Source organism: Ideonella paludis (assembly GCF_018069865.1).
GTDB classification, from domain to species: domain Bacteria; phylum Pseudomonadota; class Gammaproteobacteria; order Burkholderiales; family Burkholderiaceae_C; genus Ideonella; species Ideonella paludis.
In genome coordinates this window covers 898663-923343 of the sequence record NZ_JAGQDG010000001.1, presented here as the reverse complement: position 1 = coordinate 923343, position 24681 = coordinate 898663, and the positions used below count along the sequence as shown (strand labels likewise).

General features: G+C 63.4%; 18 protein-coding genes. 7 read left to right on the top strand and 11 right to left on the bottom strand.

Annotated features, from left to right (window positions below):
- Window positions 1-14: 14 nt before the first annotated feature.
- Window positions 15-4136: a pilus assembly protein gene (locus KAK11_RS04240; protein WP_210806458.1), complete on the bottom strand. Its 4122-nt coding sequence runs from the start codon at window positions 4134-4136 to the stop codon at window positions 15-17.
- Between the two features lie 364 nt (window positions 4137-4500).
- Between KAK11_RS04240 and KAK11_RS04235 the strand changes: the two genes are divergently transcribed.
- The 3 genes from KAK11_RS04235 (at window position 4501) to argG (ending at window position 8289) form a co-directional block, all read left to right on the top strand.
- A complete protein-coding gene (locus tag KAK11_RS04235) occupies window positions 4501-6414 on the top strand; it encodes an MFS transporter (RefSeq protein ID WP_210806456.1) in 1914 nt (637 codons plus the stop codon).
- Window positions 6404-6865, top strand: a complete 462-nt coding sequence (locus KAK11_RS04230; protein WP_210806454.1) for a hypothetical protein — start codon at window positions 6404-6406, stop codon at window positions 6863-6865. Before KAK11_RS04235 ends, KAK11_RS04230 begins: the two co-directional genes overlap by 11 nt.
- A 71-nt stretch (window positions 6866-6936) precedes the next feature.
- Window positions 6937-8289, top strand: coding sequence for an argininosuccinate synthase (gene argG / locus KAK11_RS04225; protein WP_210806452.1), 1353 nt, complete (start codon window positions 6937-6939; stop codon window positions 8287-8289).
- Between the two features lie 184 nt (window positions 8290-8473).
- Here argG and KAK11_RS04220 read toward each other — a convergent pair whose 3' ends face one another.
- A complete protein-coding gene (locus KAK11_RS04220) occupies window positions 8474-12040 on the bottom strand; it encodes a PKD domain-containing protein (RefSeq protein WP_210806451.1) in 3567 nt (1188 codons plus the stop codon).
- A 148-nt stretch (window positions 12041-12188) separates the two neighbouring features.
- A complete protein-coding gene (locus tag KAK11_RS04215) occupies window positions 12189-12698 on the bottom strand; it encodes a hypothetical protein (RefSeq protein WP_210806449.1) in 510 nt (169 codons plus the stop codon).
- Window positions 12699-12848: 150 nt separating this feature from the next.
- On the opposite strand from KAK11_RS04215, the gene KAK11_RS04210 reads away from it, so the two are divergent.
- Both KAK11_RS04210 and KAK11_RS04205 read left to right on the top strand, forming a co-directional pair.
- A complete protein-coding gene (locus KAK11_RS04210; protein ID WP_210806447.1) occupies window positions 12849-14027 on the top strand; it encodes a hypothetical protein in 1179 nt (392 codons plus the stop codon).
- Window positions 14028-14165: 138 nt separating this feature from the next.
- Window positions 14166-14978 carry a pirin family protein gene (locus KAK11_RS04205; RefSeq protein WP_210806445.1) on the top strand — a complete coding sequence of 271 codons (813 nt, stop codon included), beginning with the start codon at window positions 14166-14168 and terminating at the stop codon, window positions 14976-14978.
- An 82-nt stretch (window positions 14979-15060) separates the two neighbouring features.
- On the opposite strand, the gene KAK11_RS04200 is transcribed toward KAK11_RS04205, so the two are convergent.
- Window positions 15061-15864 carry a DNA-3-methyladenine glycosylase I gene (locus KAK11_RS04200; RefSeq protein WP_210806443.1) on the bottom strand — a complete coding sequence of 268 codons (804 nt, stop codon included), beginning with the start codon at window positions 15862-15864 and terminating at the stop codon, window positions 15061-15063.
- Between the two features lie 37 nt (window positions 15865-15901).
- Window positions 15902-16729: a CBS domain-containing protein gene (locus KAK11_RS04195; protein ID WP_210806441.1), complete on the bottom strand. Its 828-nt coding sequence runs from the start codon at window positions 16727-16729 to the stop codon at window positions 15902-15904.
- A gap of 414 nt (window positions 16730-17143) precedes the next feature.
- Here KAK11_RS04195 and KAK11_RS04190 point away from each other — a divergent pair, with 414 nt between their 5' ends.
- Window positions 17144-17776: a hypothetical protein gene (locus tag KAK11_RS04190; RefSeq protein ID WP_210806439.1), complete on the top strand. Its 633-nt coding sequence runs from the start codon at window positions 17144-17146 to the stop codon at window positions 17774-17776.
- 17 nt (window positions 17777-17793) lie between these two features.
- On the opposite strand, the gene tgt is transcribed toward KAK11_RS04190, so the two are convergent.
- Window positions 17794-18939 carry a tRNA guanosine(34) transglycosylase Tgt gene (gene tgt / locus KAK11_RS04185; protein WP_210806673.1) on the bottom strand — a complete coding sequence of 382 codons (1146 nt, stop codon included), beginning with the start codon at window positions 18937-18939 and terminating at the stop codon, window positions 17794-17796.
- Between the two features lie 108 nt (window positions 18940-19047).
- Window positions 19048-19851 (bottom strand): helix-turn-helix domain-containing protein, encoded by an 804-nt coding sequence (locus KAK11_RS04180; protein ID WP_210806437.1) that lies wholly within the window; start codon window positions 19849-19851, stop codon window positions 19048-19050.
- A gap of 114 nt (window positions 19852-19965) precedes the next feature.
- Between KAK11_RS04180 and KAK11_RS04175 the strand changes: the two genes are divergently transcribed.
- Window positions 19966-20265: a DUF2834 domain-containing protein gene (locus tag KAK11_RS04175; protein WP_210806435.1), complete on the top strand. Its 300-nt coding sequence runs from the start codon at window positions 19966-19968 to the stop codon at window positions 20263-20265.
- Between the two features lie 31 nt (window positions 20266-20296).
- Here the strand turns inward: KAK11_RS04175 and KAK11_RS04170 are convergent, their stop codons facing one another.
- From KAK11_RS04170 to fusA, 4 genes are all read right to left on the bottom strand, one after another.
- Complete coding sequence (locus tag KAK11_RS04170) at window positions 20297-20881, bottom strand: TetR/AcrR family transcriptional regulator (RefSeq protein WP_210806433.1); 585 nt, start codon at window positions 20879-20881, stop codon at window positions 20297-20299.
- Window positions 20882-20974: 93 nt separating this feature from the next.
- Window positions 20975-21436: a DUF4437 domain-containing protein gene (locus tag KAK11_RS04165; protein ID WP_210806431.1), complete on the bottom strand. Its 462-nt coding sequence runs from the start codon at window positions 21434-21436 to the stop codon at window positions 20975-20977.
- A 38-nt stretch (window positions 21437-21474) separates the two neighbouring features.
- Complete coding sequence (locus KAK11_RS04160; protein WP_210806429.1) at window positions 21475-22470, bottom strand: SLAC1 family transporter; 996 nt, start codon at window positions 22468-22470, stop codon at window positions 21475-21477.
- Window positions 22471-22493: 23 nt separating this feature from the next.
- Window positions 22494-24599 carry an elongation factor G gene (gene fusA, locus KAK11_RS04155; RefSeq protein WP_210806427.1) on the bottom strand — a complete coding sequence of 702 codons (2106 nt, stop codon included), beginning with the start codon at window positions 24597-24599 and terminating at the stop codon, window positions 22494-22496.
- Window positions 24600-24681: the final 82 nt, after the last annotated feature.

The window sequence follows — 24681 nt, the reverse complement described above, 5'->3', positions numbered from 1 at the left end:
CTCGCTGCCGGTCGTCAGTACTTCTCGCGCCAGCTCATGCGCCCCAGTTTGGCCGGGTTGGCGTGCGTCAGGGCCGCGCTGTTGCTGCCCGGTGCAGGGCTGCTGCCGCCGCTGCCCGGCCCGCCCGACCATGAATTGGCCTGGCCTGTGTCCTGGCCCAAGCTGGGCAACAGCAGCGACATTTGCTGAGCCTGGTTGGACGCGGCCAGCAGCACCGCGGGCGGGCCAAACTGCGCGCCGCTGACGGCCATGCCGGACGGGGTCAAAGGGGTGCTGCTGTCGGGGTTGAGCCGGTCTTGGCCATCGATATTGCCGTCGCCATTGGTGTCAAAGGGCACGATGGCGCTGTAGCCGTTGAGCGGATCCACCTCATTGAGCCAGGAGCGCGGCCCAATGCACACATTGATGGCCTTGTCGGGTGTGGTCGGCCGGATGGACGAAAACATCACCAAGCCCGTGGGCTGCTGGCGCGGCGCGCCCACGCCATGCTCATAGGCCTGCAGGTCCACCACCCAGCCCAAGGCCCCGGCCTTGTAGTTGACGGTGGTGGGCTTGAGCGCGCGGTACTCCACGCCGTTGATGATCTTGTTGGCTTCAAAGGCGATGTTGGTCAGCTGAGTGCGCGCCACGGCTGCGCCGCTGCCTTTGTCCAGCACGCCGTAGAGAGATTGCGTCGCCACATTGGCCGAGCCGATCAGCGGAGAGATGGCCGCGCCGGTGGCGAACACCACCTGCCAGCAGCGCTTGGCTGCGGCACTGGCGCCGGGCTCACTGCCGCCGCAGCCGGTGGCGTTGGGGTTCATGCTGACAAACGGTGCTTGGGTGATGGGCTGCTGGGCCTCGGTCTTGAACAAGCGCGTCACGCTGGCGGCAGCGGGGTTGCGCACATCAAAGCGCCACATATTGCCCTGTAAGTCGCCGGCATAGACCAGATCGATCCGGCCGTCGTCGTCCACGTCCACGGGCGTCGGCGAGCTCAGGCCGTTGTTTTCGCCCAAGCCGGGTTCGCTCTTGGCGCCCGCCCACAGCTCATCCACGGCCCAGCGTTGCCAGCGCCTGGCGCCGCCTTGGTCCAGGTAGAAGGCATAGAGCACCGCTTTGCCGGGGCCGCTGGCGGCAGCGCCACCCACACCGTCGTTGCTGTTGATGCCGTTGCCCAACAGCACGGCCGCGCGGCGGCCCGCGCCTTCAGCGAGCTGCACCAGGTGCTGCGAGACCATGGCGTTGCTGCTGACGGGCTGGCTGATGATGTAGCCCAAGTCCTTCAGCGCGGGGTCGCTGGTGTTGCTGTACTCAAAGAGCACGCCGTCACCCTTGCTCAAGTCCTCTTTGGTGACGTCTATCGCGGTGATGGCCCGCGCACCGCGCCCATAGGTCACCACAGCCACCGCACGCCAGCCGTCTTTGCTGCTCTCACCGGTGGTGTTGACATGGCCCACCATGGGAATGTTGTCCACAAAGTAGGGGTTGGCGCGCACGCCCGCAATGCTCGGGTCGGCATAGTTGGCTGCTCGGCTCAACATCACGTTAGGCACAAAAGACCAGGCCTCGCGCAGGCTGCCGCTGCGCACCTCGTAGGCGTGCAAGGCGCCGTCGTTGCCGCCAAACAAGGCGATGGGATAGGGCCGCGTGCTTTGCGCCCGGTAGGCCGCATAGCCGGGGTAGTTGCGCTCGTTGAGGCTGACGGTGGCTGCCGGCAACAGCATGGCGGGGCTGGAGTTGATGACCGGCCCCAAGGTCTTGCCGCCGCGCGGGCGGAAGCCGCCGTCCAGACCGCGCAGATAGTCCACGCGGGCCGGGCCTTTGTCGTCAGCCACACCACCCAAGTCCAGGTTCAGGGCTTGCTGCTGGGCCGGCGAGAGCGAGGCCCAAGCCAGCGGCTGCACGGCTTGCACGCCGCTGGCCGCGGGGGCGGTGAACATGGGCCGCGCAGCCGCCGCCGCCGTGGCCGATTGGGCCGAGAGGTAGCTGCTGCGATCGATCTGGCCGGTAGGCGCCAAGCCAAAGGCCCACAAGTCACCGCTGAACTGCTGCAGCGCCCAGCGGCCTTGCACCACATAGGTCTTGGGGTCGCGAGGGCCTAGGTCGCTGAGCACCGCCCGCGCCGAGGTGGGTGTGGCCACGGCCGAGTAGCCGCTGCTCAGGCCGCCGGGTGACAGCGTCTTGGAGACGGTGAGCGTTTCGTCGTACGTGCCCGCAGCGCTTTGCAGCAGCCGGGTCTTGACGGTCAGGCTGGCGCCCATCAGGCAATCGGGCGAGGCCGGCATCTTGGTGCCGACGCAGACTTGAATCGGGTCTCCGTCCCAGCTGACATCAATGCCCAAGCCCGCCACGGCAGGCATGGCGCCGGGGGTTTGGAAATCCACGCCAATCTTCAGCGCGGGATAGTCGCGGTAGGGAATGTCGGCAATGCTCAGGGTGTACTGCCCGGTGGTGAAGGTGCGCACCGGCTTGAGGGCCGCGGGCAGCAGCTTGCCGGTGGCGTCCTTGAGCGTCACCGTCACGGCCGAGAGGCCATTGGCACCGCCCCAAGGCATCACCGGGCTCAGGCGCACCTGCCCCCAGGCGCTGACCCGCGAGCGGCTGATGTCGCAGGCATAGGACTTGGCGGGCACCACGTCGATGTCGGGCACCTTGCCGCTGAGGCTGCCTTTGCAGGCACCGCCGGTCGTGACATCCACAAAGTCGCCCACACCGCCGTCCCCCAGCACCATCAGGCAGTTGGCGCGGGTGGGGTCTAGGCGCGTGGTGTAGGGATACCAGTCATGCACCGTGTGCGGCTTGAAACTGGTGCACATCGCATCTTGTTTGAAGTCAAAACAGGCCAAGGCCTTTTGGCTGCCATTGGCCGCCCACCACTTGCCCTCTTGGAACGCGCCCCAGCGGTTGCCGCAGCAGTTGTAGGTGTCGTTGGCATAGGCGTTAATGAAAGCCATGTAGTTGGCCGACGGGCTGAACGAGGAGCCATCGAGCGCAAAGCATTGGCCCGAGCGCGTGCACACCCCGTTGGGCAGGCCATCGCGGCCCGCGTGGGTGTGGGTGCGGGTGGCCGCCGCCGACTTGCCGGAGGTGGCCCAGCCCTGGCAGGTGCCGCGCACCCCCGCATCGGTGTCGTAGCAATAGGTGCGGCTGCCATCGTTCCAGAACAGCTTGGTGCCGATGGCTTTGGCGTCAAAACTGTAGTTGTTGCCACCAGCCGAGGTGCCCGTCGTCATGCCGGCACAGCGGGCTTTGGTGACGATGTTCAGGCAATACAGGGTACTGGTCTCTGGGCTGTAGGCGTAATACTCATCACCCACGGTTTCCAAGCCATAAGGGGCCGAACTGGCGCTGCCCAGCGGAAATGACTGACAGGCTTTATGCGGCGTGGTGGTGAGATTGACGCACGCGATGTGAATGGTGTTGTCGCCGATATTTCGGACCGGCACAAATAACTCGCCGGTGGCGTAGTTCACCGCCTCCAAGGGGGCGATGCTGACATTCAGATTAGAGCGCCCTTGGATGGGTGTGCCCGCCACCAACTGCAGGCCTTGGTTGCCGCCCTCAAAGCCCTTGCAGGCGAAGCCGGTGGTGGCATCACGGCAGCCAAAGGGGTGGTCGTCGGTGTAGCTGGTGGAGTAGACGTGGTTCAGCACATAGAGGCGGTCGGCATAAGGGATCACCCGCAAACCATCGCCCGTCCCCTGAAAGTCGATGATCTCGGGCAGCGGCGTCGCCTCAAAGGTATAGAGCGGCTTGACCGTCCAGGCCACCGCGCTGACGGCCGTGCCGCTGGCGGGCTCATTGCTGACCCAGGCGCCGTTGACCTTCCACTTCAAGCTGGTGTTGGGCGGCGCTTTGAAGGAGCCGCTGACCCAGGTTTGGCCCGGCGGCAGCGCCAGCTCACCCTCGGTGTCAAAGGGTGCGGTCAGGCGCGACTGGCCGTAGCTCGTCCAGCGCACCACATCCCCGCCGCTCACATCATCCGTGCTGTACAGCGTGGGCGTGCCCACCGGCCCGGTGACCTGCGCCCCCAGCTCCAAAAAGCCCCCCTCCGGCGGGCGCACCTGGCTTTGCGCCACCGCCCACCACACCGTCGCCGCCAGGGCCCCTACGCCCAGCACCTTGACCACCCGTGCCCATTGCTGCCACTGCATCACACACCCCGCACCACTAAACCCCTGACATCCCCGTCAAGCAAGGTTTTCAGAAAACATAATTATTCTGGAATGCGCTGAATATGTCTGGTCATAGTTGTCATTTTCGGACGCCTTGGCAAAACGAATTATTTCTAATATCTCTCCCTATATTGAAACCCTCTCGAAAATCGCTAATAAACGAGAGTTGTCCTGGCCTCTCGCGAGCGGGAGGCCTGTTTGATCTGCCTGGTGAGAGGTGCGTTGCCGCGCCGCCCTGAGTACTGCGCCGCGATACCCGGGCAAGCCCCGCCCCAAGCGCGTCAAAGTGCGCCTGTACATTTCGTCCTCACGTACAGCCACACCGACGCCAGTCGTTACCTGCATGAGCCACACCACCGGCCACGAGCATCCCAACCAGTTCGCGCTGATGACCCAGCGCCGCTTTGCCCCCTTCTTCTGGGTGCAGTTTTTGGGCGCTGCCAACGACAACATCTTCAAGTTCGCCTTCACCATGCTGGTGACCTACAAGGTCTCGGTCAGTTGGATGCCGCCGGCCATGGCGGGCTTGGTGATTGGGGCGGTGTTCATCGCCCCGTTTCTGCTCTTCTCGGCCACCGCCGGGCAGTTGGCCGACAAGTACGACAAGCGCACCCTGACCCGCTTTGTCAAAGACCTGGAGCTGGTGATCATGGCGCTGGCCACCTGGGGCCTGTTCCAGGGCAGCGTGGGCGTGTTGCTGGGCTGTATTGGCCTGCTGGGCCTGCACAGCACCTTGTTTGGCCCGGTCAAATATGCCTATCTGCCGCAGCACCTCAACGAGCGTGAGCTGACCGGCGGTAACGGCATGATCGAGATGGGCACTTTTGTGGCCATCTTGCTGGGCAATATCGCGGGTGGCGTGTTGAGCGACCTGCCCGATGGCGCCTGGTTCACGGCCAGCAAGGCGGTGGCCGTGGCCTGCGTGGTGGTGGCCGTGCTGGGCCGCATCGCCGCCCACTATGTGCCGGCCAGCCCGCCCACCGCGCCGGGCCTGCGCGTCAACTGGAACCCCTTCAGCGAAACCTGGCGCAACCTGCGCCTGGCCCATAGCAACATCGTCGTCTACCGCTCGCTGCTGGGCATCTCCTGGATGTGGTTTTATGGCGCGGTCTTCCTGACCCAGATTCCCGCGTTTGCCAAAGACGTGCTGCATGCCCAGCAAAGCGTGGTCACGGTCTTGATGGTGGTGTTTTCGGTGGGCGTGGCCTTGGGCGCCTTGCTGTGCGAGAAGTTCAGCCACCGGCATGTGGAGATCGGCCTGGTGCCGCTGGGCGCCATCGGCATGAGCCTCTTTGCCTTTGACCTCTACCTGGCCTCGACCGGCTTGGCCCTGCCCGCCAGCGCCTACAGCGTGAGCAGCTTCTTGGCCCAACCCGCCCACTGGCGCATCTTGGTGGACCTGTTCCTGCTCTCGGCCGCCGCAGGCCTCTACAGCGTGCCCATGTATGCGCTGATTCAGATCCGCTCGCCGGAGAGCCACCGCGCCCGCATCATTGCGGCCAACAACATCTTGAACGCGCTGTTCATGATTGCGGCCAGCCTGGGCGTGGGCCAACTCTTGAGCCATGGCTTCAGCATCCCGCAGATCGTGGGCATCTTGGCCCTGCTCAATGCCATCGTCGCGGCCTATATCTTCTTGCTGGTGCCCGAGTACCTGCTGCGTTTTGTGGCCTGGGTGCTGTCCAACTGCATCTATCGCTTTCGGGTGAACGGCAGCGAACACATCCCCACCCAAGGCGCCGCCGTTTTGGTATGCAACCACGTGAGCTTTGTCGACGCCGTGCTGCTGATGGCCGCCAGCCCCCGCCCCATCCGCTTCTTGATGGATCACCGCATCTTCAAGGTGCCCGTGCTGGGCTGGTTGTTCAAACTGGCCAAGGCCATTCCCATCGCCCCGCGCAGCGAAGACCCCGAAGCCTACGAAGCCGCACTGCGCGCCGCCGACCAAGTGCTGGCCGAGGGCGACCTGCTGGGCATCTTCCCCGAAGGCGGCATCACCCTGAATGGCGAGCTGCAACCCTTCAAGGGCGGCATCATGAAGATCCTGGAGCGCCGCCCCACCCCCGTCATCCCCATGGCCCTGACCAACCTCTGGGGCTCCTTCTTCAGCCGCATTGAAGGTGGCACCGCCATGGTCAAACCCCTGCGCCGAGGCTTCTGGAGCCCGGTGGGCTTGAATGTGGGCGCGCCGATGGCGGTGGGGGAGGTGACGCTAGAGGGCTTGCAAGCGCAAGTGAGTGCCTTGCATGCACGCTGAGCTGCCCAGCAAGATGGCTGCCCCGACCATCGTCCTCATCATTGCCAGCGTCGCTAGCTATTGCGGCTCGCTCGCCATGGAAGCCGTAGATGGCCAGTACGGCTTCGTATGCCTGCTGTTCGGTTGGATCTCAGTACTCTCCTTAACCAATCTGTCGTGGCTGGCCAACTTCATGCTCTGGATCGCCGCTTACTACACCATCGCCGCTCGCAGAGGTGCCGGCATGTTTTGGAGTTGCTCCACCGCCTTGCTGATGGCCAGCAACCTGATAGTGAAGCGATATGCCACTTGGGACTCGGGCGACGGCTTGGGCTATAGCACCATCAGGAGTTTCGGACCCGGTTTTTGGCTGTGGCTGGCTGCGCCCATGCTCTTGATCATCGCCCATGTCTGGGAGTCGAGACGTCGAGCGCCCCCACAAGGAAGCCAGCGCCATCGCGCAACCCCCTAAAATCGCAGATTCCCCGCAACGCCCCGGCCGCGCGGGACTGCCCACCCACTTCCCCCTGACAGGACACCCCCGTGGCCGCGACGATTCTGCAAAAACTCCCCGCTGGCGAGCGCGTCGGCATCGCTTTTTCTGGTGGCCTGGACACCTCGGCTGCTGTGCACTGGATGCGCGCCAAGGGCGCCGTGCCCTGCGCCTACACCGCCAACCTGGGCCAGCCCGACGAGAGCGACTATGAAGAGATCCCCCGCAAGGCCAAGGCCTATGGGGCGGACATCGCCCGCCTGATCGACTGCCGTGCGCAACTGGTGGCCGAAGGCATTGCCGCCATTCAGTGCGCGGCCTTCCACATCAGCACCGGCGGCGCCACTTACTTCAACACCACCCCGCTGGGCCGCGCCGTGACCGGCACCGCGCTGGTGGTGGCCATGCGCGAAGACGGCGTCAACATCTGGGGCGATGGCAGCACCTATAAGGGCAATGACATCGAGCGCTTCTACCGCTATGGCCTCTTGGCCAACCCGGCGCTGAAGATCTACAAGCCCTGGCTGGACCAGACCTTCATCGACGAGCTGGGTGGCCGCAAGGAGATGAGCGAATACCTCATCGCCAACGGCTTTGACTACAAGATGAGCGTGGAGAAGGCCTACTCGACCGACTCCAACATGCTGGGCGCTACCCACGAAGCCAAGGACTTGGAGTTCTTGAACGCCGGCATGCACATCGTCAACCCCATCATGGGCGTCGCCTTCTGGAAAGACGACGTCAAGGTGGCGGCCGAGAAGGTCAGCGTGGGCTTTGAAGAAGGTGTGCCCGTCACCCTGAACGGCCAGCGCTTTGGCTCGGCCGTGGCCCTGTTCGAAGAGGCCAACAAGATCGGCGGCCGCCACGGCCTGGGCATGTGCGACCAGATCGAAAACCGCATCATCGAGGCCAAGAGCCGCGGCATCTACGAAGCCCCGGGCATGGCCCTGCTGCACATCGCCTACGAGCGCCTGGTGACCGGCATCCACAACGAAGACACCATCGAGCAGTACCGCATGAACGGCCGTAAGCTGGGCCGCCTGCTCTACCAAGGCCGCTGGTTCGACAGCCAGTGCCTGATGCTGCGCGAAACCGCCCAACGCTGGGTGGCCCGCGCCATCACCGGCGAGGTGACGCTGGAGCTGCGCCGTGGCAACGACTACTCCATCATGAACACGGTCAGCCCCAACCTGACCTACGCGCCCGAGCGCCTCTCGATGGAAAAGGTCGAAGACGCCGCCTTCACCCCAGCCGACCGCATTGGCCAGCTGACCATGCGCAACCTCGACATCTCTGACACCCGCGCCAAGCTGGGCATCTACACCCAGACCGGCCTGCTGGGCAGCAGCTCGGATGGCAGCGTGAGCTTGTTGACCGGGCCGGGGACGGGGCAGGCGGACTGAAGCGACTCAGCGCGCTGAACAGATCAAAGCCCTGTGGCGTGAGCCCAGGGCTTTTTCCGTTGGGGCCTCAAACAGGTCACTCAGGCTGTACATCGTGCTGAAGCAAGCGTCTGCGAGGTAGCGGGGGCAGCAAGTTGGCTGACCCCACGGTGACCCTGACGCCACGGCCACTACAGATGAATCTTCACAGCCCACCTGTGATGAAAACAGCACCCTCTGACTGCAACAATAGCTGATCATCAGGTGTGACGAAAAGCTCTTCGGGCCTAGAAATCAGTGCAGGCAATGCACCCAATTGGTTGCCTGAGTAGAGCTTTCCGCCGATCACTGTCACCACTCGGCCTGCGGGGTCAACACGGCGGACGGCTTGGTTTACGAAATCCGACACGTACAAATTACCTTTGGAGTCCAGCGCAAGGTCTGTCGGCTCAGAGAACTTGGCCAAAGCGCCGACCGCGTCCGTCAGACCCGATTGATCTTTGTCACCCGCAAGCACCGTTACCCTTTTCAGGGCATCCACCTTCAGAACATCATGTCTATTCCCGGAGGTGAAGAAGTAGTTGCCGCCTGGGGCCGCTGCTACACCAACAATGCGATAAGCAAAGTCACCCACACCGACGATGGTTTCAACCTTTCCATCTGGGGTGACCTTTCGAATCAATCCATCTCCTGCAATCACCAAGTGGCCATCAGCATTGAAGGTCGTTGACTGAACGAAAGTGATGATTGCATCTCGCCCCACTCCGTCCTTAGCGGTAGGAGAAAAAAGCTCTCTATTTCCGGCAATGAAGGTCAGCTGCCCAAATTTATCTATCTTGTGGATTTCGGAGCTAAACCAATCATTCACGAAGTAGATATCCCCCGAGGGTGAAGGAGTTGCACGAACAAGTCCTGGAGGACCAAACTCTACGAGGGACTGTGCACAGTCTTCTTCAACATGAGCCCGCCAACCACCACCAGTGCCGACATAGAGCATTTCAAATGCACCAGATGGAGTGCGCCTCCGATACGATGAAAGCTCTGTGGGTGCACCATTGATGATGCAGCGAGCGACGGAATACACATTCCCCACTGCGTCGGCGCCAATGATGCGACCCGAAAGATATCCAGCACGCGGAAGACCAAAACCTAATAGAGCACCACTGGAGGGAGTGGCTGGAGAACCGGCAAGGCTAACCAGGGCATTTCCGGATATCTTGCGAACAGCCGGTCCATCAGCAAGCAAGATGTCTCCTGTCGCCACCACTGTTAAACCAAGGGGCTCATCAAACACAGGTTCCGTGGGCGATGTGGGGCCGACAATTGTGGTCGCACTCGTGCGAGAAACCACCTTTTTCACAGATGACAGGTCAGAGAAATAAATGGCTCCGTCCGGACCAACAGCCAATCTTCCAGACAAATCAAGACTGTAATTCAAATCGCCTGTAGTCGGCTCATGGACCATAGAAACTAGCCCATCTTCCCCCAACCTCATCACAAACTGCCGTTGAGTCTTATAAAGAAGCCGATCGTCCAAGTCAACCGCCACTGCGTAGACTCTACCAATGTAAATTTCTTTAGCCACGCCCTCAACAGGGCGAGCAGACCAGACCGGATTTTGGCCAATCCCGGCAATTGTTGTTACCGTACCATCGACAGACAATTTCTTGATTTTCTCAGCATGCTCGTCAGCTATATATATATTCCCTGACCGATCTATCGCAATATCCTTTGCGTAAAATCTTGCATCGGTAGCCACACCATCACGATCTCCACACTGATCTAGGCTGCCCGCAATGGTTCGTAACTCATTGAAGTTAGTGAGCTTTCGGATTGCACACCCATCCAATACATAGATGGAGTCATCTCTCCCGACGACCACCGCCGAAATATATCCAAAGCTACCGGAAAGCAGATTTCCGTCAGCACGATTGCTTGAGTAAGGCTGCCCCATCAACGTTCGGACTTGACCAGAAGGCGTCATGATCCGAAGCGTGGTGGTGTCAGCGACCACAAACGAGCCGTCGCTCAATTGCGCAATATCCACAGTATTGATGAATCGAGCGTCATCTCCGACGCCATCCCGGAAACCACGGCCGCCCAAGTTACCTGCCAAGAGGTTCAACGTCTGATAGGGGCTCACCACCAACGTAGCGCTGGCTGATGACTGTTGGCCCTCCGGGTCGGTCACAGTCATCACCACATTGAACGTTCCAGCGCGGCTATAGCGATGGCTGGCCTGAGGCCCTGTCGCCACGTTGCCATCGCCAAACTGCCATTGATAGGTCAAGGCCCCTGTTCCAACGGCCTCACCGACAAAGCCCACTTGTGCACTGACACCCAAAACCAACTGGCTGGGCTTGATGACCAAAGCTGAGGGCGCATTGGGCAACGCGGGCAGGACGGTGATGGTGGCAGTGGCTGGCGCAGAGGCCAGGCCTGAGCGGTCCCTGGCCACCAGCACCACGCTGTAGCTGCCAGCGCTCTGATAGGTGTGACTGGGGTTGCTGCCTGTGGCGGTCGCGCCATCGCCAAAGTGCCACTCGTAGGCTTGTGCACCCGCCAAGTCACCCGTGCCGGTGCCGTTGAATTGCACGGCCACGCCCGCACGCGGTGCCGCAGGAGAGAAGCCAGTGATCGTGGCCGTGGGTAGCTCCACCCGAATGGAGATCTGTGTGCTTGTGGAGGTTTTGCGTCCCGCTGTGTCGGTCGCCTTTGCGGTGACCGTGTAGTCGCCTGCCGCCGCGTAAGCGTGCGACGCAATCTCTCCGTAGCCCTGCGTGCCATCACCAAAACTCCACTCTACGGCTTGAAGCGGCGCTGAGGCGTTCAAGCGCCAAGTGGCCTGGCTGCCAACCTTGGTGACGCTGTCACCTTGAATCTGAAGCGTCAACTCACCGGGCAGGCCTTGCGAGACCACCGTGATGGTGCGGGTGAGGTCGTAAATGCTGCCATTGGAGCCATAGAGTTGCGCTCGGGCTGTGTACGTACCTGTTGCGACATAAGTGTGCGTTGCAACAGCACCTAACTGGCCGGTCCCGTCGCCAAAATCCCAAGCCACATCCACCCCGCTAGGCTCCGATAAGCCTGTCACGCGAAGGTCGTAGGCCAGTCCAGCCACCGCTGCGTCTTGACCAACGCCAATGGCGGGGCCTGTTCCTGTCACCAACACCGTGACGCTGGCCGTGGCCGATTGACCTTCCGCGTTGGAGGTCGTGAGCATCACGGTATAGGTTCCAGGAACCAAGAAGCGGTGGTTGACTGACAGGCCTTCGGCCTTGCCTGCGTCGCCGAATGACCACCGATAGGTCACGCCGGCCTGCGGCAACTGCTGCGCGGTAAAGCTCAAGGACTGCCCTGCCGCAGCTTCTTTTGAGGCGGCCGTCACCACAGCAGTTAATGCGGGAGCCGACACTGTGATGTTGGCAGTCGCGGTGGCTGAACGCCCCGTGCTGTCCTTCACGGTCACTGTCGCGGTGTAGCTTCCGGGCTGAGAGAAGGTGTGACTGACATTAGCGCCGTCGGCCGTCGCCCCATCGCCAAAGGACCAGCTGTAGCTGAGCCCCGACCCCTCCCCTTGAGCGGCCATGCTCACACTCTGGCCTGCGACCGGCGACTGAGGTTGAACCGCCTTGATGGCAACAGCCGGCGCAGGCGCGGGTGGGGGATTGGATGTTGGCTCACTGCCTCCGCCACCACCTCCGCCGCAGGCCACAAAGCCTGCCGTCACAAGGCCCAATGCAGCGGCCTTTACCCAACGAACGATGTTCATGCTCTCACTCCTCAGTCATCCTCTTATGCTGGTCAGTTTAGCGTTCGGTCGCGGTATCGCAGAAGGGGGGCTTTCTCCCCCCCACAAAAGGTTGAGGGCCGCTCATGGGATGTGGCATCCTCAACTCGCCTTCGGCCTGACATCGGTTTCAGCCCCGCCCCGACACCCTGCGCATCATCCGCCTCAGCTGCGCCTTCAGCACCCGCCCAGCGCGCCACGCGGCGCTGCTGCGCACCCAGGCCAGCAGGCCGTCTTTCCAGACCGTCCAGCGGGCATACAGGTGGGCAAACCAGGCCAATTGCAAGAGCGCTGGCTGCGTCAGCGTGAAGAGCCGGGCGACGATGGCGGTGCCCACAATCTTGGCCGTGATGATGAGCAACGCACCCCACACCGCTTTGCCTTGGCCGATGAGCCAGAGGGCCGCCAGCTTGACGGGCAAGAGCAGCAGCGAGGGCAGCAGGAAGAGGGCCAACGCGGCGTAGGGCGGCAGGCGGCGCACGGCGGCCTCGACCCAACGAAAGCCGGGCCACTGGCCGATGGCCGCCAAGACCCGCTGCAGCGGCACCCAGCCCCATTCCTCGAACACGATGAGGAGGGCCAGCGGCCAGCGGACGAGGCCCAGCAGGGCGCGGCGCCACCAGGGGCGAGGGTGGCTCATGGAGTCCTGAAGTGGGTGGCCAGCATCGGCACACGATACCAGCCAGCGCACAGGCCGCCACTGTGCGGCCACGCACCGCCCGGTGTGTGACCCCGCGCCTAGCATCGGCCCGTGTTCCACACCTGGCTTGCGCAAGGCAGGCCTTTGACCTTGACCACTTCCAATCTCACCTCGCATCTCTCCAACCTGGCCGCTGCAGCGGCATTGGCCGTGGGCCTGGGATATGGCGCAGCCGCTGAGGCAGCACCCTTAACCCTGGACATGAGCACCACGGCCGGCTTTGCCCAGACTTGCAAGCAGATGCCCCGCGACGCGCGCCGCCTGAAGAGCGACGACGAGCGCATCGCCTGGGCCATTTGCCGCGACACCGACCAGACCCGACGCCTGATCACTTGGGGCACACAGAACTTCAAGCGCATCGATCACTTGCCGCCGTCACAGGTGGTGGCCGAAGTCGAGCGCAAGATCGACGAGGTGCGCCGCGAGATGGCGCAGACCCGGCAGGTCCTGGCACGCCTCAACCTGGGTGAGCGCCGCAGCCTGCGCATTGCGCCGGGGCAGTGGCAGATCGACCTGAATGGTGACGGGCAGATGGAAGTCTGGGAGAAGTACTTCTTCGCCATTCCCAAACGCGGCCTGAGCCAGGCGTCTTGGGGCCTGCCCCGCAATGACGAGGCGCACATCCAGCGCCGCTATGCGCCCGCCGCGCAGATCGCCGTGGACCAGGCCGATGTGCTGTGGGCACTGTCTTATCACCAGTTCATTGAAGGCCTGCTGACCCATGTGCGCGCGTTCGACCTGAACACCCAGACCTGGCAGTTGACGCTGGCGCGCCCGGCCTTGCTGGCTCAGGCCCACCAGCTGATTGGGCAAGGGCTGGAAACCTCAGACCGCATGCGCCATGCCGTGTTGGCCGAGACCGATGACGAGCAGGAGTGGATCGCCAACCCGCAGCAGCGCCACAGCGTGTTCCCGCTGGTGCTGGACGCCGAGGACTTCCAGACGTGGCGGGAGGTGATGGCCGAGGCCCGCGCCACTTGGCAGGGCCAGCACCTGCTGCCAGCCAGCCGCAACGCGCGTGGCCTGCTGGGCCAAATGGCGCCGCTGTGCGCCGAGGGCCAAGGCTTGAACATCAAGCAGCTCTACCTCAAGCCCCCGACCAAAGGCATACGGCTTGGCAGCAGTGGCCCGCTGCCTGATGTGAGCGAGGCCTGCCAAGCCCTCAGCCCCTCGAAGCCGGCCTCACGCTTGGCCGAGATGGCCGAGCGCGCCGCCAGCTCTGAAGCCGTGGGCACCAAGACCCTGCGCCACTTGTACTGGGTGAACTGAGCCCGCGCAAGGACCGAGGGGGGCGCGCCAACCGTGTGGACGGCAGGCGGAACGGCTCAGAGCCGATCTTCATGCCGCCCGCACGCAGCATGCAAAGCCGCTGAAGCACAGGCCCGACCGTCGGCCTACCATTGGGGCATGACCAACACCACACGCATCGTGCTGCGCCACAACGGCCACCGCCACGGCCCCATCACCCGGCTGATGAGCCCGGGCGACGTGGGCCAACTCACCAAGCCTTTCGTCTTCTTGGACGACATTGCCGCGCCTGCGGGCGGCGGGCCGCGCTTTGGCTTTCACCCGCACTCGGGCATTGCCACGCTGAGCGTGCCGCTGACCTTTGACATCGAACACGAAACGTCTGAGGGACGGGTCGACCATGTGGCCGCTGGCGGCCAGGAATGGATGCAAGCCGGCCGCGGCATCTGGCACAAGAGCCAGGTCACCAGCACCGCCGCCATTGAAGGCTATCAACTCTGGCTGGCCCTGCCCGCCTCGCACGAGCTGGCCGAGCCGGTGGCCGCCTTCATCGCGCCTGAGCAGGTGCCCACGCTAGGCCCGGCCAAGCTGCTGCTGGGCAGCCACGAGGGGCAACGCAGCGCCGTGCCCGCACCGCACGATGCCAACTTGTTCTGGGTGGAGCTGGCCCCCGGCCAAAGCTGGCACTACACCGTGCCCCAAGGCCACAGCGTGCTGTGGCTGGCCGCCAAGCGCGGCAGCGTGCAAGTGGCCGGCGAGACCCTGCGCAGCGAGCTGGCCGTGCTGGCCCATGAGGGGCCCGAGCCCTTGCACTTCAGCAGCACTGAGGGTGGCGGCTTCCTCTTTGGCTCTGCCGTGCTGCACCCGCATGAGCTGGTGCTGGGCAATTACTCGGTGCACACCTCGGCTGAGGCGCTGGAGCAGGGCGAGGCGCGGATTCGGGAGATTGGGCGGGGGTTGCGGGGCCGGTGAGCGGCAATCGCCCATAGAGGTGGGTAGGCGCGCTTTAGCGGGGGCGTGACCGTCGCCTTTCTTGGCGCCCTCCCATCGAGACTTAAGCCTTTGCGGATGTATCCCCGTGAGCGCAATTGGAGCGGATTGAGCACTTCGCGCATCGAGGCTCCCTCAAACAGATGCCCTCAGAGATCCCCGCATTCGGCGACTTCACTTGCCCAAAGACGACAAACACAATGTCGATGTATCGAATCGGCAAGCCCGTCGCCCTCGCAAAGCGCCGGCCCTCCAAGATGGCCTTGAAGATCTGGTCTTCGCTCTCCAGCAAGCCCAAACGGTGGAAATGCCGGCAGATCACACGGTCAGGCTTCAACACGTTCAGGCCAATGTCGGTCATGAAGTGATAGACCGTGATGCCACCCAGGTAGGCAAACTTGACCTGAAGCAGCTCTTTGAGCAGCAACAAATTTTCTAGCGAGTCATCGGGCAACTGGCTGTCAAGGAACGCTTGGAAAGATCCGTACTGGTTCACCAGAATCCCTAGGGTGCGGGCGTTGTCCACGCAGCCTTGCACCTTGCCTTTGTGGGCGATCATCTCGCCGTCGTTCAAGATGCGCTGAATGTCGGCCTCGCCATACTGAGCGACCGATTGCCAGTCGGGAAAGTGCCGCCTGATTACCTCCAACTTGCTGGCCACCGTGGCAGCGCGGAAGCCCGAATAGAAGGCCACCAAAACCAGCTTCCAGAAAACCTCGTCGTCGCTAAAGCGGCGGTCTGCGAAGGTCTTGAATTCGCTCAGGTACTCGTGCACGGCCGGTGCACCCAACTGCTTCGAGCCGGTCCCTATCACTTGCTGTTCTACCGCTGCAAATACTTCGGCGTAGGGAAATGCTTGGTTTGTCATTGTTGTGTGAATCGTTGTTGCAGGGCGATGGTCAGGCTTACATCAACTCGGAGGGAGAAAGCACGCCGACGAGATGATCAACTGGATATCCCTTCTTTCTCACCAACCAAAGTCCTGGCTGACGGCGGCCGACCAGCAGTTCATCTACGGGCGTGCTTTGCCAGACAGGCTTGGTGCTAACAAACAACAGACGATCCTCACCTTGTCGAGCATCGCCGAGCGTCTTCTTCAGGCGATCCTTTGCCGGCCATTCAGGCCGCAGGTATTTCGCCATCGCAATGTCTGAGATCAGCCACCACTTTTTTTCGTGCCAAATGGGCAAGTACGAGAACGAGTTGAGGAGCATCAACTGCCGTGCGTGCTCCACCGTTTGCCAGTGGTGCACCACCACCGGGGTGGACACCATGAAGTCACCGACAGTCAGGCGCTTGACTTGTTTTTCTGACTTTCCTTGCACCATGAGTGCGTCCTCCAGAATGAGACAAAGTGCCACCGCATCGGCAGCGACATGCCGCGCGTAAGCGCCGGTATGCATGGCGTCGTTGCGTGCGTCTTTGAGCGCTACAAACAGGGCGTCGAAGGACTTGATGGCGCGATCGCCTTCATCCGTATCCGGCAGGAGCTTTGATTGGCTGGCCAGCGTATGCAGCGCCTCTCGACGAGGTCCCAGGCCATTTCCCTCCGGTTTCAAGTGCTTCCCCAGTGCCTCAATGGCAAAGCACATCTGTTGAAACCCTTCCGCATCGGCCAGTGCCGCATAGCGTGCTTCGCGCAAACGGTCTCGGAAGAACACGCGCTGTTCAGGTGACAAACCCGTCGAAGGCTTCACCGCATCGCTCGGGGCAGGAGGACTCGATGTGCTCATGCTGCTGTGCCCAACGACTTCTTGCGACCACGCTTTGAGGCCGGGGAAAAACTTGTAGCAGCCAAGCGCTTGAGCAGTTCACTGGCGGGTTCGTCGTTCGGGTCTTGCGGCACCAGCTCGCCCCGAAAGTCTTTGGCCAGTAGGGGAGCGGTAGGCCTGTCGGTGTAAGTGAGGAGAGTGTTGTGCACGTTCAAAGAACCGAAGCTGCTTATCTAATCAGAGGTATCCATTGAAATGATACGTTGCCTCAACATAAGCTTTATAACAAAACCTTAACTTGAGTGTATAAATGACTCCGCCAGCTTGCTCGGATGTTGCTTGAGCGCTCACACCTACCGGCACATCCCGATGGAATCCGCTGCTGTGTGGCGCATGCTTATGATCGGCTTCACCGGCCAATCTCATTGAGTCAACATGAATTTCCGCTCCCGCCCTATAGCCGTAGTGCTGCTCTCCATCGCGTTGCAAGGATGCGCGACCACAAACACCTTACGTGACGACGGCCATCGAACCTACGAACTGATGGACACAGCCGCAGCACAGCCTTTAATCGTTCGCGTCGTGGATGTGAGACCCGTGGGGGATCGCCAAGAACTACGGATAGACCCGCAGCGACTTCGGCTCGGTGATCAGCGCTTTACCATCAGCCCGGAGCAGGCCGTGGCAATGCACATGAGCAAGCTCAGCGTTGACACGGCGATCCCTGCGGCGAGGAGGCAACAACTCCAAACCGTTGGCGTGCAACTCAAAGAGTTCAATGTTCGGATCACCGCCACTGAAGCACTAGGGGAACGTGAGCCCAGCGGCTTGCCGGGCATGGCCGCTGTCGACTACCTGGTCCGCTCTGCGGTCAATGCATCGATGCAAGCAGGCTGGGTTGATGTGCAGTTAGAGCTGGAGATCGGTGGCAAGCAATTCCTGGCGCGTCGAGGCAAGAAATTTGCCCTTGATCCGTCGTCAGGAGACTTGCAGTGGGCGCTCGACGCCGCCATGTTGGAGATACGGCGCCAGCTCATTGCCAGACCCTTGGCGCCTGAGGGCGAATAAGGGTCTCATGCTCAGCGCTACACCCCGCGCGCCCTATCCGCCGCAAACTGCACGCGGAACTCAGCGAATCGGCCAGCGTCCAGCGACTCGCGCACCTCGCGCATCAGGTTGAGGTAGTAGTGCAGGTTGTGGATGGTGGCCAGCATGGGGCCGAGCATTTCGCCGCAGCGGTCGAGGTGGTGCAGGTAGGCGCGGCTGAAGCCACCGTGGTTGCCGGAGCCCTTGCAGGTGTAGCAGGTGCAGGTCTCGTCAATCGGGCGGTGGTCGCTCTTGTGGCGGGCGTTGCGGATCTTCAAGTCGCCAAAGCGGGTGAATAGGTGGCCGTTGCGCGCGTTGCGGGTGGGCATGACGCAGTCGAACATGTCGACACCGCAGCGCACGCCTTCGACCAAGTCTTCGGGGGTGCCCACGCCCATCAGATAACGGGGTTTGTGGGCAGGCAAGCGGTGCGGGGTGTGCGCCATGATGCGCAGCATTTCGTCCTTGGGCTCGCCCACGCTGACGCCGCCGATGGCGTAGCCGGGCAGGTCCATTTCGACCAAGGCTTGCAGGGACTCTTCGCGCAGGTTCTCAAACATGCCGCCTTGGACGATGCCGAACAAGGCGTTCGGGTTTTGAAGGCGCTCAAACTCGGTGATGCAGCGCTGTGCCCAGCGGCGGCTCAGCTCCATGGAGCTGCGGGCTTCTTTTTCGGTGGTGAGGTGGCCCTTGGTTTCGTAGGGCGTGCATTCATCAAACTGCATCACGATGTCGGAGTTCAACACCGTTTGAATTTGCATGCTCACTTCTGGCGTTAGGAAGAGCTTGTCGCCGTTGACGGGCGAGGCAAACTTGACGCCCTCTTCGCTGATCTTGCGCATCTCGCCTAAGGACCAGACCTGAAAGCCGCCGCTGTCCGTCAAGATGGGCTTGTCCCAGCGCTCAAAGCCGTGCAGGCCGCCAAAGCTTTGCATGATGTCCAGGCCGGGCCGCATCCACAGATGGAAGGTGTTGCCCAGAATGATCTGCGCCCCCATGTCATAGAGCGACTGCGGCAGCACGCCCTTGACGGTGCCATAGGTGCCCACCGGCATGAAGATGGGCGTCTCCACCACACCATGGTTGAGCGTGAGGCGGCCACGGCGAGCGTGGCCATCGGTCTTGAGCAGGTCGAACTTCAGCATGGGGGCGATTGTCGCCGAGGCGGCATAGCCGCCGCTCAGAACCTGCGGCGCAGCCCCGGTCAGCGCCTGCGGCCCAGCCGCCATTGACGGCCTGCGGCTGGCCGCCGTTCAGGGCCGGGGCACCTGCTGCTCCAGGGTCAGGCGAGTGGCCTCGTTGGCAGCAAACAGGTGCTCCACCCGCAGCGAGGCCAGGTGAATGTCTTGCGGCGTGCCAAAGGTGGTGAACATGCTGAAAAAGGCCAGCTCACCCCTAGGGCTGGCAAAGCGCGTGGTCAGCACCGGGCTGCGCGGCGCAGCGGCAGGCTTGTGGCCCGGGCCGATGCGGGCGTGCAGCGCGGCTTCGACCGCCGCAATGCGGGGCGCCAGCGTGGGCTGCAGCGCCAGCTCGGCCCGCCACTGGGCCATCAGGTGCGGCGCCACCTCGGGCAAGTTGCTGATGCAGGTGAACAGGCCTTGCGGGTGGGCCAGCAGGTCCAGCATGTTCATGGGCGTGGTGGGGGGCAGCTCGGCCGTCCAGGGCAGCAGGGTGTGGATTAGCCACTGCGCGCCCTGGTTGACCTGCAGCACATCCCACTGCGCACTGACCACCAAGGCCGGCAGCGGGTCGTGGGCCTGCAGCAAATGGCGCAAGGCCCACTCGGCTTGGGCCAGACCCGGGTCGCCCCGGGCCGCGTCGCCATAAGCCGGGGCAAAACCGGCTTGCAGCAAGGCGGCATTGCGCTGGGCCAAGGGGGCGTCCAGCGCCTGCAGCCAGGCCATCAACAGCGCCCGGCTGGGCTGGGCCCGGCCTTGCTCGACGAAGCTGATGTGGCGCTGCGAGACGCCCAGCGTCAAGGACAGCGCCAATTGGCTCAGGCGGCGGGCTTGGCGCAGGTGGCGCAGGGTGTCAGGCAGTTGATCGGGGGGCGTCATGCTGCCGCATTCGACCACAGCACCGCCGCAGCGCAATGACCTGCGAGGTAATTGCGGGGATGACCTGGCGGGCCGACACTGGCCGTCTGACTGACTCCAAGACACCCACCCACCATGCAACGCGCTCTGCTGCTCATCACCTTGGCTCTGTTCGGCGCCCTCACCGCGGTGGCGCTCTGGCACCACGGCTTTTGGGGCATCTTCGAGCCCCACTTCAAGAGCTGGGGCCCAGCCCAGGTGTTTGCCGACCTGGTGATCGCGCTGACCCTGGTGATGATCTGGATGTGGCACGACGCCCGCGCCCTGGGCCGCAATGTCTGGCCCTGGATTGGCCTGACCTTGGTGGCGGGCTCGTTTGGGCCGCTGCTGTATTTGCTGACGCGGCCGAACGCCACCACCCGCCCGCGCAGCTGATGCCCCTTGTGCGAGCTGGCAGGCTAGCCGCTCAAGGGGCCAGTGCCGCCAGCAGCACTTCCGCCGACCGACGCGGGCCATGGGCTTGGGGCCAGCCGCGCCCGACCACCAAGGCACCTTCGAGCGTGCACATGAACGCCTCCGCCAATTCGGCTGCACTGTGGCCGCTTTTCAGGCTGCCTTCTGCCATGCCCTCGGCAAACACCGTGGTCAGCCATTCCAAGTTCACGCTGAAAAAGCGTTTGACTTGAGCAGTGATTTCTTGGGGCAAGGAGTCGGCCTCAGCGCCCAGCATGCCGCAAATGCAGAGGCGGCGGCTTTTCTCATAAGTCGCTTCGAAGAGATCGGCATAGGCGCGCAAGCGCGCCGGCGCTTTGCTCACCGTGCCTTCTACATGCAGCAGCGCCTCGCGGAATCGGTGGGTGTAGCGTTGCGCCACCACCGCCCCCAACTCCATCTTGGACGGGAAGTGGTGGTGGATGCTGGGCTTGCGAATGCCCACGATCTTGGCCACGTCCTCGTATGAAAAGCCGTTGTAGCCCAAGGTTTGAATGAGGCCTTCGGCGGCATCAACGATGCGCTCGGCGGAGGGGGTGAGGTCGGAAAATTGCTTCATGTGGCGAGAGGGCGAGCCAAACCTATCAGTTGTTAGAGAGATTCTGCGGAGCAGTACCCGCGCCGTCAAGCCCTCCGGGTCAGTGCGCCTCGATCATTGAGCAGAGGCCGCCGCCTCAAAGTCACGCGGGCCATCAAAGGTGATGAACCACACGCACTCATCGGACTCGCAGGCGTCGCCGTGGGCAAGGCCCGCCGGCTGGTACCAGAAGCTGCCGGGGCCCATCTTGGGGGCGGCCTTTTGGCTGCCTTTGGCGTCCCAGTGCTTCATCACGCCCTTGATGACGACCAATTGGTAGTTGGCCGTGTGCGTGTGCATGGGGAAGGCGCCTCGGCCCATCTTCATGACGATGGACGAGGCCTCGCGTTCGGGCTGGCCCTTCACGGGTGCGATCTGCGGATTGCCGGGCTGCTTGGCCGAGAAGCTCAGCGACTCGTATGGGGTGACGATCATGGGCGAGGCCGACGGCGCGGCGCTGGCCCCTGTAGGGTTGAACCAGGCGGCCACTGCGAGTGTGGCCACGGCGACGGCACGGATGAAGGTAGTGAGGGACATGTGTTTCTCCTAAGTGTGAAATGGTTGAGGCCAGGTAGTCACCGAGAGCCAACCCACTGCTCGGTGCTGAGGGGGCCGGTGGTGGGCCACAGGCGCCCCTGCCGCAGCAGGGTCACCGTGAGGGCCACCAGGGCCATCCAACTGAGGTTGGCCGCCGCAAACAGCAGCGGGGCCAGGGCTTGCCAGACGGGCTCTTGGGGAGCCCGCGCGAGAAAGCTCATGCTCATCGTGGCCAGGGCCATCACGCCGAAGCTGAAGGCCCAGTAGGCCGGCGTCAGCCCGGACTGGGCGGTCCATGGCAGCTGACGCAGCGCCAGCCCGGCTTGATAGAGGGCATATCCGAAGAGCATCTGAGCCAGCAGGTCTGGCGGGCCCGCCGTCAAGGCCAGGTAGCTCACCCCGCCCACGGCAGCCGGCGCGGCTTGGATGCCCTGCAAGGGGCGCAAGGCTTTGTCCAGCGCAGGCTGGTGCATGGTGCGATGCAGGATCACCGACTCCAGCGCCAGCCACGAGAACACCCCCGCACCGAAGAACAGTGCCGCGAGTGCGGCGTGGCCAAAGCTGGCCGAGGCCGTGGCAGCGACAAAGTTCTGGGCGACGGCCGGTAGGTAAAGCGCGGCCGTGGTGGGGCTGGCAGCTCTCCCGCCTTGCCACAAACGGCCCCCCAGCCAGACACCCAGCCACAGTTGTGCACCCAGGCCCAGCAGCCACAGGGCGTGCGCCAGCTCGAACCACCAAGGCTGGAGCGACATCGCCGCCAGCAGCGTGGAGACGGGCACCAAGGCCGCCATCGCGGACTGGGTGGGGTGGTGCAGCTCCTCTTGGGCGGCCAGAGGCTGATGCCACCACTTGCGCAGGTAGGCCAGCCCCAGGACGGCCCACAGCGCCAGACCGATGAGGGTGGCCGCCTGAGGGATCCACGGCGGCATGGGCCAGACCGTTGACGCGGCTTGCCAAGCCTGCGAGAAGGCCAAGGTGCCCACGGCCATGCTGAAGAAGGACAGCGGAATGTGTCGAGTGATGCGCGATGTCATGGTGCGGACCTCCGGGCTCGGCCTCAGTGCAGCGCAGCGGTGTGCACCGCCTGGGCCACCCCCGAGGGCACAGCCGCGTAGTGGTCGAAGCTCATGGCATAGCTGGCACGGCCCTGCGTGAGCGAACGCAGCGTGGTGGCATAGCCAAACATTTCCGACAGCGGCACCTCCGCGCGAATCAGCTTGCCCAGGCCCGCGGCTTGCTCGTCCAAGCCCTGCACCTGGCCACGCCGACGCGCCAGGTCGCCCATCACCGCGCCCGCGTAGTCTTCGGGGGTCTCCACCTCCACCGCCATGCGCGGCTCCAGCAGCACCGGGTCTGCTCGCCGCAGGGCTTCTTTGAGGCCCAGGGCTGCCGCCATCTTGAAGGCTTGCTCGCTGGAGTCCACCTCGTGAGAGGAGCCAAAGGTCAGGGTGACCTTCACGTCCACGACGGGGTAACCCGCCAACACGCCTTGAGGCAAGGCTTCGCGCACGCCCTTTTCAACGGCCGGGATGAATTCGCGGGGCACCACACCGCCCTTGCTCGCGTCGACAAAGGTCACGCCGCTGCCCGGCGGCAGGGGCTCCACGGTCAGCACGACATGGCCGTATTGGCCTTTGCCGCCCGACTGCCGCACAAAGCGGCCCTCCACATCCTTGGCAGTGTGGCGGATGGTTTCTCGATAGGCCACCTGGGGGGCGCCAACGCGAGCCTCCACGCCGAACTCACGGCTCAGCCGGTCCATCACAATCTCAAGGTGCAGCTCGCCCATGCCTGCGATCAAGGTTTGGCCTGACTCCGCATCAGTGCGCACCCGCAGCGACGGGTCTTCCGCCGCCAAGCGGGCCAGCGCCATGCCCAGCTTCTCTTGGTCTGCACGGCTCTTGGGCTCCACGGCCTGAGAGATGACGGGGTCGGGCACCTGGATTTGCTCCAGAAGAATGGGGCGGCTGGGGTCGCTGAGCGTGTCCCCGGTGGCCACTTCTTTGAGGCCCACCACGGCTGCGATGTCACCGGCATACAGCGCAGTGATGTCTTCGCGTTGGTTGGCATGCATGCGCACCAAGCGGCCCACACGCTCGCGCCGGCCGGTGCGCGGGTTCAAGACCGTGTCGCCCTGGCGCAGCACGCCGGCATAGACGCGCACAAAGCTGAGCTGGCCCACATAGGGGTCGCTCATGAGCTTGAAGGCCAAGGCCGCCAGGGGCTCGGCGTCGTCAGGGCGTCGAGCACTCGGCTGCGCCTGCTCGTCCAAGCCCTGCACCGCGCCAATGTCCAGCGGCGAGGGCAGAAACTCGATGACCGCATCGAGCAGGCGCTGCACGCCTTTGTTTTTGAAGGCCGATCCGGCCAGGAGCGGCTGCACCTCACCCGCCAGGGTGCGGGCTCGCAGACCCTGGCGGATCTCGTCCTCGCTCAGGGCGCCACTGTCCAAGAAGCGGTGCATCAGCGCATCGCTCGCCTCAGCCGCTGCCTCCACCAGGTGTTCGCGCCACAGCAGGGCGGCCTCGAGGGCCGCCGCAGGAACCTCCTCTTCGCGCACGCGGCTGCCTTGGTCGGCATCGTCCCAATAGAGGGCCTTCATGCGCACCAGGTCGATCACGCCCTGAAAGTTGTCTTCGGCGCCTAGCGGCAGTACCAGCGGCACGGGGTTGGCCTTCAGGCGCTCGACCATCATCTGGCGCACCCGAAAGAAGTCGGCGCCCACGCGATCCATCTTGTTGACGAAGGCGATGCGAGGGACTTTGTATTTTTCAGCCTGGCGCCACACGGTTTCAGACTGCGGCTGCACACCACCCACCGCGTCATAGACCATGACCGCGCCGTCCAGCACACGCATGGAGCGCTCCACCTCGATGGTGAAGTCCACGTGGCCGGGCGTGTCGATGATGTTGAACTGGTGAATGGGCTGCGACAGGTCCATGCCGCGCCAAGTGGTGGTGGTGGCTGCGGAGGTGATGGTGATCCCGCGCTCCTGCTCCTGGGGCATCCAGTCCATGGTGGCGGCGCCGTCGTGCACCTCGCCCAGCTTGTGGTTCACGCCGGTGTAAAACAAGATGCGCTCGGTGAGCGTGGTCTTGCCAGCGTCAATGTGCGCCGAGATGCCAAAGTTGCGGGTGCGCTCAAGCGGGGTGGGGCGGGACATGCAGGTCTCCAAGCAGGGTCAAGGTGTTGGGGAGTCCCCGCCGCCCGCAGCCCGGTTGGGGCCGCCGGTGGCGGGGCCGGCC